8 protein-coding genes are annotated in these 7,808 nt (G+C 41.9%); 1 reads left to right on the top strand and 7 read right to left on the bottom strand.

The features are described 5' to 3' along the window. Window positions 1-183: 183 nt before the first annotated feature. The 4 genes from Q0954_RS31800 to Q0954_RS31785 all read right to left on the bottom strand — a co-directional run bounded on the left by Q0954_RS31800 (window position 184) and on the right by Q0954_RS31785 (window position 3,973). Complete coding sequence (locus Q0954_RS31800) at window positions 184-1,149, bottom strand: hypothetical protein (protein WP_299465296.1); 966 nt, start codon at window positions 1,147-1,149, stop codon at window positions 184-186. Between the two features lie 336 nt (window positions 1,150-1,485). Next, window positions 1,486-1,911: a hypothetical protein gene (locus Q0954_RS31795; protein WP_299465294.1), complete on the bottom strand. Its 426-nt coding sequence runs from the start codon at window positions 1,909-1,911 to the stop codon at window positions 1,486-1,488. Window positions 1,912-2,181: 270 nt separating this feature from the next. Beyond that, window positions 2,182-3,348 carry a hypothetical protein gene (locus Q0954_RS31790; RefSeq protein ID WP_299465291.1) on the bottom strand — a complete coding sequence of 389 codons (1,167 nt, stop codon included), beginning with the start codon at window positions 3,346-3,348 and terminating at the stop codon, window positions 2,182-2,184. A gap of 10 nt (window positions 3,349-3,358) precedes the next feature. Continuing rightward, entirely contained in the window at window positions 3,359-3,973 is a 615-nt protein-coding gene (locus Q0954_RS31785) for a sigma-70 family RNA polymerase sigma factor (RefSeq protein ID WP_299465288.1), read from the bottom strand. Window positions 3,974-4,267: 294 nt separating this feature from the next. On the opposite strand from Q0954_RS31785, the gene Q0954_RS31780 reads away from it, so the two are divergent. After that, window positions 4,268-5,554, top strand: coding sequence for an amidohydrolase family protein (locus Q0954_RS31780; protein WP_299465285.1), 1,287 nt, complete (start codon window positions 4,268-4,270; stop codon window positions 5,552-5,554). A 70-nt stretch (window positions 5,555-5,624) separates the two neighbouring features. Here Q0954_RS31780 and Q0954_RS31775 read toward each other — a convergent pair whose 3' ends face one another. The 3 genes from Q0954_RS31775 to Q0954_RS31765 form a co-directional block, all read right to left on the bottom strand. Beyond that, window positions 5,625-6,509, bottom strand: a complete 885-nt coding sequence (locus tag Q0954_RS31775) for an ATP-binding cassette domain-containing protein (protein WP_299465283.1) — start codon at window positions 6,507-6,509, stop codon at window positions 5,625-5,627. 23 nt (window positions 6,510-6,532) lie between these two features. Continuing rightward, window positions 6,533-6,991, bottom strand: coding sequence for a TspO/MBR family protein (locus tag Q0954_RS31770; protein WP_299465279.1), 459 nt, complete (start codon window positions 6,989-6,991; stop codon window positions 6,533-6,535). 78 nt (window positions 6,992-7,069) lie between these two features. After that, window positions 7,070-7,705, bottom strand: coding sequence for an alpha/beta hydrolase (locus Q0954_RS31765; RefSeq protein ID WP_299465276.1), 636 nt, complete (start codon window positions 7,703-7,705; stop codon window positions 7,070-7,072). Window positions 7,706-7,808 lie beyond the last annotated feature (103 nt).

Raw genomic sequence — 7,808 nt, 5'->3', positions numbered from 1 at the left:
GTGCTGAATCTTTTATATATTTGGGTATGATTAGCCTCATGTTGGCAAGGCTCCAGGAATTTTAAAACACTTTCTTAGAGAAAAGAGGATGTTTTAGAAGCCCTCGAAAATTGAGTAATAAACAAAAACAGGAAATATATATGCTTTTCGGATAACAATTGAGAAGGAGTGAAAGATCAACAATTAATCTGTGACCAATTCGATGGTCATAGTGTCTAGCCTGCGTCCCTCTGAACCTTCTATAGACATAGTTACCTTTCGTTGGGTAGCTATTTTGATGGGTACTCCTGGGTAATAGTAAAACTCCATCTTGTAGCGATCCCGAATATCGAGTTGGGCATTTTTTAGTACATCCCTGGTCTTGTCAGCAGTTAGTCCCATCTTTTTAAAAACATCTGTCATCATTTGCATGGCATCTTTAGGATTCAGATTGAGCTGTTGTACCATGATACAGCGTTGTTGGGCGGTATCTACCGATTGAAAGTATAAGCTGGCATCCGCTTTTATAGGAGCCCCGCCAAACAGGTTAGGGAGTTGGTCTTCATATTGTACACTATCAGCTACATTATACTGTGCCCCAAAAGGGGAGTGGATCAAAGAGAGTTCTTTAAAAACCAATTGTTCGAGCCCTTGTTTTGACTTGTACATAGCCAATAAAGGAATCATTGCCTTATTCAGTTGGACATTGGCAGCAGTGTTTAGTTTAGGGCTTATTGCTTTGATGGTTTCTTGTATCAACTCTTCCATAACTTTCCCTATTTCCCGCCAGTTTTCAATGCCTCGAAACTCACCATACTCGTTGGTAGTATAAATCACATCTAAGAATTTATACTTGGTAAATTTATCCCGTAGTTGCGGAGGAATGGCAAGCTGCTTTTGCAAATTGTTTTCATAACGCCACTTAATTTTATAGCTTTTTTCGGTAGAGTCTATTACCTCAAAACGAGCAATATAAGAATTCTTATTGTCCTTCGTCAATTGATCTTTTTTCCACCTTTTTTCGGTTTTAGTTACTCTAAACTTATACACATCGCCTTTTGCCCAATAAGCAATAAAATTTATTTTGGTAGAATCGTGGGGTGTTTGTGCGCTGGTGGCAACAGATAGTATGGTCGTTAACAGAAAAAGTATCCAGTAGTTTTTTTTCATTGTACTCAAAAGGTGTTGTGTAGTCTACAATCAGCGTAGCAAGTGTTCAAATAAGTGCTTTACCAAGCGTTCTATCAATACCTGTATATTGGTTTGAAATGGACAGTTCTTAAGCAAAAAACAGCAAAATATATTACATTTTGCTGTTTTTGTGACTAGTGCACTGGAAACTAAATTCCTATCATATTATTCGGAGTCTTTAGCTCGCTTACTTTACTTCAAAAAGCTTACGTAGCTTTGGTTATGCGCACTTTTTGAAGTGCGTCAGCAAACAAAATACCCTCGAATAAATAATATATTTATTTAATCCCCAATGCACCAGGAGTTGAGTAGTTTTTAATAAAAAAGTAATCGCGCAACGATCATCCAAACCCCCAAAACAATACCTATTACCCCAAGTTTGCCCTGAATAGGACGCAAGCGGGCAATGAGTCTTTCTCCTTTTTCCTGTGCTTCTTCACTGTTAGAGAGCACCAACTTGTTGATGGTGGCGTAGCCTAATATAAAACCCAGTACGGCTTCGGTAATGCCCCCGGCAAGCCACGTAAACCACCACAAGGCGTGGTATTTAAGTAAGCCTATAAACAAAAATGTTTTGATGATAGACCAAATTCCCCAGGCACAGAATATAAGCCCCAGCCAACCTTGGTAAGGGGCAATTTTATCTAAAATTTCTTTTGCATCAGGGCGCCGTGAAAGCAACAGTGACGGCGAAGCAAGAATACCTAAAGCAATCAGAATTAATCCGTATAAGATGTTCATGAACTATATATTTAAAGATGGTTAATTTGCTTTGTTGTACGTAACCCACTACACAAGGTTTTAGCCATCATCTCCCTTCTATTATATGTCAGGTGTCAATGTTGAGAATTAGATTTACCAAAGAGTTAATTACACTATAAGCTCAATTTTGTATGACTTTAACTTTGTTGAGTCTTGACGACAAGTTCGGGATTGTAAACTTTTTCCCCTCTGATTTTTAAATCTTTCGAATTAGATTCAGGTTTTTCTAAATTTGACATTCTACCCACCTTAAAAAACCTCAAAATTAATGGTTAGCGTAGCTGCTGTATTGGCGAGCGTTTGGGTATGCTGAGTGTCTACATCAAACAGGCGATGGACACTATTGCCCGCCAGGTCTTCCAAACGAGTATCTATGTGTAAAGTATATTTGCCTGACAGCCATTGTTGGGCAGGAGTAAACCTTATTTCTTTTTCGGTGTTAGCAGTGCTCCATTTGCCCTTTACTTCTTGGCCTTCTGCGTTGCTTATATACAAATAGCGTAGTACCAAAGCGTGGTCTATTGTGTGTAATGCATTGATAACAAGTGGCTTTTTACTATTGCCTTTGGGCAACTGTAATGCCCATTTTTTTGGATTAGGTTGGGTACGATCGGCCTGAGTAGTCGTGAACCTTTTTTGAAAAGACGCCTTGAGCTCCCTGCCTTGGGCATCCTGCCAGTTTTTGTCTATTTCCAGCGTATAAACTTGTCCGGGGTTGAGCGGTGTACCTGATTCGTGGTGGGGACGAAGCCCCCGCTTGATGCGCCCAGGGTCAAAAAACAAAGTAAGTCGTGTACGATTATGGTTCCAGAGTTCTTCTTTGATGGGTACAAACACATGGGGCACTTCTGCTCCATTGGCGTCTCGTATTTTGACAAATTTTTTGGCTTGACCTTGCCGCATAGGAGCCGAAAAATACACATACATCCGCAGCAAATTGGCGGGTAATGCCGAGGCACTGGGGTATACCTTGGTTACAGAAGTAACCGGCGAAGATGGTGCATTGATCTCAAAACGGTAAGATAGGCTGGGGTGGCTAAATAAATAATTTTGTTGAACAAAACTGGCTAACTCAAGCAGGCGAAGTTCGCAGTAATAGTGCAGGTCGTTTACCCAAAAAAAACGGGGTTTGAAACAAAGCAGGGTTTGTGTGATAAAATAATCACCTATAATGCTGGGCTGGTCAATATCTGTAGGTTTTTTACCCCCAGTATATACCGGAAACAACTTTTTCCAGTCTTGAGCGAGCGGTTTTTTTTGTCGCAAAGCAGTCAGTAATTGCTCAGGTAAATTTTTCACTTTTAGCACCCCATAGTCAGCTTTTTGGTGGTTGGTTTCCAGCCAAATGACAGGGGGCTGTTGTGCCATCAACACCTGAGGCAGCAATACAAATAAAAAGAGAAAGAGGTTTTTCATCAAGAGTTTTTTAGCAATGATTGTGTTTACTACTGTTGCCACATGTAATATCTTTTTTACCTTTCAGGTAGGCCTGTAAAGGTGCGCAGGTATTTTTTACCCCAAAAGCCATCAAGTTGCCCTGGTGGTCAGTTTCTATGTGGCAACACTCCATAATTAGTTCCTTTAATAATTTACGCGCCCGTTGAATCCGGCTTTTAGTTGCCGTAAGGCTTAAGCCCAACTGTTGAGCAATGGTAGCTTGCTTTGCTCCATCAATGTCGGCCAGCTTGAGGGGCAGTGCGTATTTGGGCGGAAGCAACATTAGCAGGGGAGTTACCAACTCTATGGCTTCTTGATAAGTATTATCCTCTGGGTGATCGGCGAGCTCTGGTAGTGGAGCACTTGTTTTTTGCTGTTTCCTCAGATAATCTATGCTGGTGTTATGGGCTATTTGGTAGAGCCACGACCGCACATTACGTATTTGATTGCCCGAACAACAAGCACTATATACTTTCATTAAAACTTCGTGCGACAACTCGTTGGCAGTATCAGAGTCTTTGACTTTTTTTAGGATATAATTTCGTAAGCCTTCTTTATATTCTGCCCAAATATCGGAGGCTTCTGTATGACATTTGATTTCCATTACAATTTACTTAACATAATAATAAGTTATAGAATACCCATCCTATCAGGTAAGCTATGCTGTATAGCTCAATCAATTTTATGTGTCACCAGTAGGAGAGGCAGGCTGCAAGCAACAAGAACAATCTATCCTACTATTTTTCATCTTGATTTGTGAGGACATAAATCATAAAAACAGTTTATTTCAACATTTTACAAATGCAGTAAGCCTAAAAAAAATTCCCTTAACGGAAAATAATGCCACAAAATAAGTAGGTTTGAACCGAAACAACCGCTTAATTTTATAAAACGGCTTATGAACAGATTTACTCTACTATTTTTGAGTTTTGTAGTGCTTGGGTGCCTGAGTATACAAGCAAACGCTCAAACCATTTATATTTATTGTGGGCAATTGATTGATGGCAAAGGTGACCAGGTGCAATCAGAAATGACGATTGTTGTAGAACAAAATCGCATACAATCGGTAGAAAAAGGCTATAAAAAAGCCCCTGAAAATGCTCAAGTCATTGACCTGAAAAACAAAACAGTATTGCCAGGGTTGATGGATATGCACGTGCACCTAGAGGGAGAGCTAAAGCCCAACCGTTATGTAGAACGCTTTACAATGAACAAAGAAGATGTGGCTTTTAGAGCGGCACAATATGCCGATCGTACCCTGATGGCAGGTTTTACTACTGTGCGTGATCTGGGCGGCAGTGGTGTAAACATTGCTTTGCGCAAAGCCATCAATTCGGGGTGGGCAAAAGGCCCTCGTGTGTTTACGGCAGGTAAGGCTATAGGGCCTACCGGAGGACACGCCGACCCTACCAATGGTTTCAGACTTGACCTGATGGGAGACCCCGGACCAGCCCAAGGGGTGATCAATGGAGTAGATGATTGCCGAAAGGCGGTAAGGTATCAGTATAAGGTAGGAGCCGATGTGATAAAAATAACGGCTACTGGTGGAGTATTGAGTGTGGCAAAAGACGGGAGCCGCCCTCAGTTTACCGAAGAAGAAATAAAAGCTATAGTAGCCACTGCCAACGACCTTGACCTGGTAACCGCTGCCCATGCCCACGGTGCCGAGGGCATCAAACGTGCAATTAGGGCGGGAATCAACTCTATAGAACACGGCACCCTGATAGACGATGAGGGCATTCGATTGATGAAAAAATACGGAACTTATTTTGTGCCTACTATTTCGGCAGGCGAGCACGTGGTAAAAATGGCCAGAAAAAAACAGTTACCTGCGGTGATTGTGCCTAAAGCTTTGAAAATAGGCTCTCAAGTAAAAAAAACCTTTCGAAAAGTATACAAGGCTGGGGTAAAAATAGCTTATGGTACAGATACAGGCGTGTCGGAACATGGTAAAAACGGACAAGAGTTTGCCTATATGGTAGCGGCAGGTATGCCCCCTATGAAGGCCATTCAATCGGCCACTATAGTGAGCGCCCAGTTACTAAGGCTAGACAAAGATTTGGGAAGTGTGGAGGCAGGCAAGTATGCCGATATTATTGCTGTAGACGAAGATCCCATTAAAAATATCAAAACCTTAGAAAGAGTGACTTTTGTAATGAAAGATGGCAAGGTATATAAGCAGTAAAATAATACCTGGAGGCAGTTATGCATTTATTGGTGTGTAGCTGCTTTTATATCATACATCACAGGCACTTTTACAGTTTTCTAATCAAAGGATTAAAAGCCTTGCTTACTACCAATACCTCATCGCCTGGGTTCAATTGTGTAATATCACTTGCATCGGCTACTACTTTTATTATCTCGTTGCCTGCCAATACCGATACAATATAGACTACCCCTTCAGTTACAATGTCGAGTACTTTGCCTACTACCTGAAACTTGCCACTGATTTGTTGTTGGGCAAAAACTTGACGAGGAGTGCCCTTTTGGGTAATGTGTCCATGCTCAAGTACCAACACCTGATGCGATACTTTGAAAATTTCGCCTACATCGTGGCTGACCAGTAAAATAGTAGGGCTAAACTTTTGATGAAGCTGCAATAAGTAATCCTGTAGTCTTTGTCGCATGGTTTGGTCAAGCGCCGAAAGAGGTTCGTCGAGCAACAACAAATCGGGTTGAGTAACAAGGGCGCGAGCCAATGCCACCCGTTGGCATTGGCCACCAGAGAGCGTGTGGGGTTTGCGGTGTTGCAATGACTGTAGGGCTACCAATTCTACCAATTGATCAACTTGTACCTGGTTTTGGCGGGCTATTTTTTTACTGGCAAAAGCAAACTCAAGATTTTGGCGTACTGTCATATTAGGAAACAGGGCATAATCTTGAAAAACATAGCCAATACTGCGTTTTTGAGGCGGAAGCGCTATTTTTTGTGCTGCATTGTACCATACCCTACCGTTGACTACTATGTTGCCTCCATCAGGCTTGAGCAACCCGGCAAGCATGCGCAACACGGAGGTTTTGCCTGCCCCTGACTCGCCAAACAAGGTGGTAATTTTGCCTGGTTCAATCACCGTGTCTACCTCTAGCTTCATAGTACCCTGTGCCGACATAAGGGTTTTATTTAGTTGTACTTCCAACATTCAATGGTTTTTACGACTACCTGTTAATTTTTCAACAAGATATAAGCATTGAGCGAGGTAGCAATGAGCAACCATACAAAATAGGGCAGTACTAGCAGTGCTTTGGCTTTGAGGTAAGGAAACCAACCTATGAGAAAATACCCCACCAACACGGTAAGTAAAGAGATAATGATGAGTCCTAAAGCTACTTGGTGCATCGCAAAAAAGACGGGATTCCACAATACGTTGAGCACCCACTGAAGCGCAAACAAGCCAATCAGTAATTTACGGTCGGGGATTGACCGCCAGGCGTACGCCATATATATTGCCAGGCATACCATAATAGTTGTCCAGGCAGCTCCAAATACCCAGCCTGGAGGAGTCCAGGGAGCTTTATTAAGGTTTATATACCATTCAGAAGGTACTCCCTTGCCTGTAAACATAGCGCCTAAAGCCAGGGCAGCAAAATTGATCAATAAGAATATGATAAGTCTATATGCCATCTTTTTTAAAAAGAAATAATTGCTTGGTGGAAATACTTGGTAGGTATGCCAAGTTTGAATACGCATTGATAACTTACCTCAACAAAGTTTGTTTATGCTTTCGTTAATTTTTTGGTTTACTTCCTTCGCCCGGTCTACGATGATAAAGTGTCCTCCCTGTGGAATGACGTGGGTATTGGCAATAGTTGTTGTGGGCAATGTGCGGTCTTTACTGCCTGTAATTCTCACAAGGTTTGGAGGAACCTCCATATTTTGCCAGCGGGTCAATTGATTGACCGACCACTTGGCAAATTTGAGGTCAGTATCGTCTATAATTTGTTGAAGCAAAGGGTTTTGTGTGCCAAAGAAGTAACGTGAAGCAAAGCCAGGAGGTCGAAACAACCACGTGGGTAGTTGGCGTAAAATACCCGATTTTCCTGCTACTCGATACAGCCGGGGCAGCTCGGTGCGGGTGGCTACCGATGATACGAGCCAAGTAGCTTTAGGAGACAGTTTTTTACTGATTTCTACGGCTATCATACCACCAAAGCTTACCCCTAGCAAACCAAAAGGCTGACTGGTATCTATTACTGCGGCCAGCCTTTGGGCGTAGGCTGGCAAGGTTTCGTTTTTTAGTGGTGTAATCCATGCAATAGGTTCAAAGTCTGCTTCTATGTCCAAATACTGAAACACCCTTTCATCGGCTCCCAGACCACTGATTCCATATATTTTCATAAGCTACAGTTACAACAGTTTTTTTATTTAGTAAAGCGGAAAAAATAAGATGTGCCAATAAAACAAAATATTTGTTGAGTGGGCGAGTCAAAAAACCTTTGCA

The organism is uncultured Microscilla sp. (assembly GCF_947493425.1).
GTDB lineage: Bacteria > Bacteroidota > Bacteroidia > Cytophagales > Microscillaceae > Microscilla.
The sequence above is the reverse complement of the archived record's forward strand: the minus strand, read 5'-3'. Positions and strand labels throughout refer to the sequence as shown.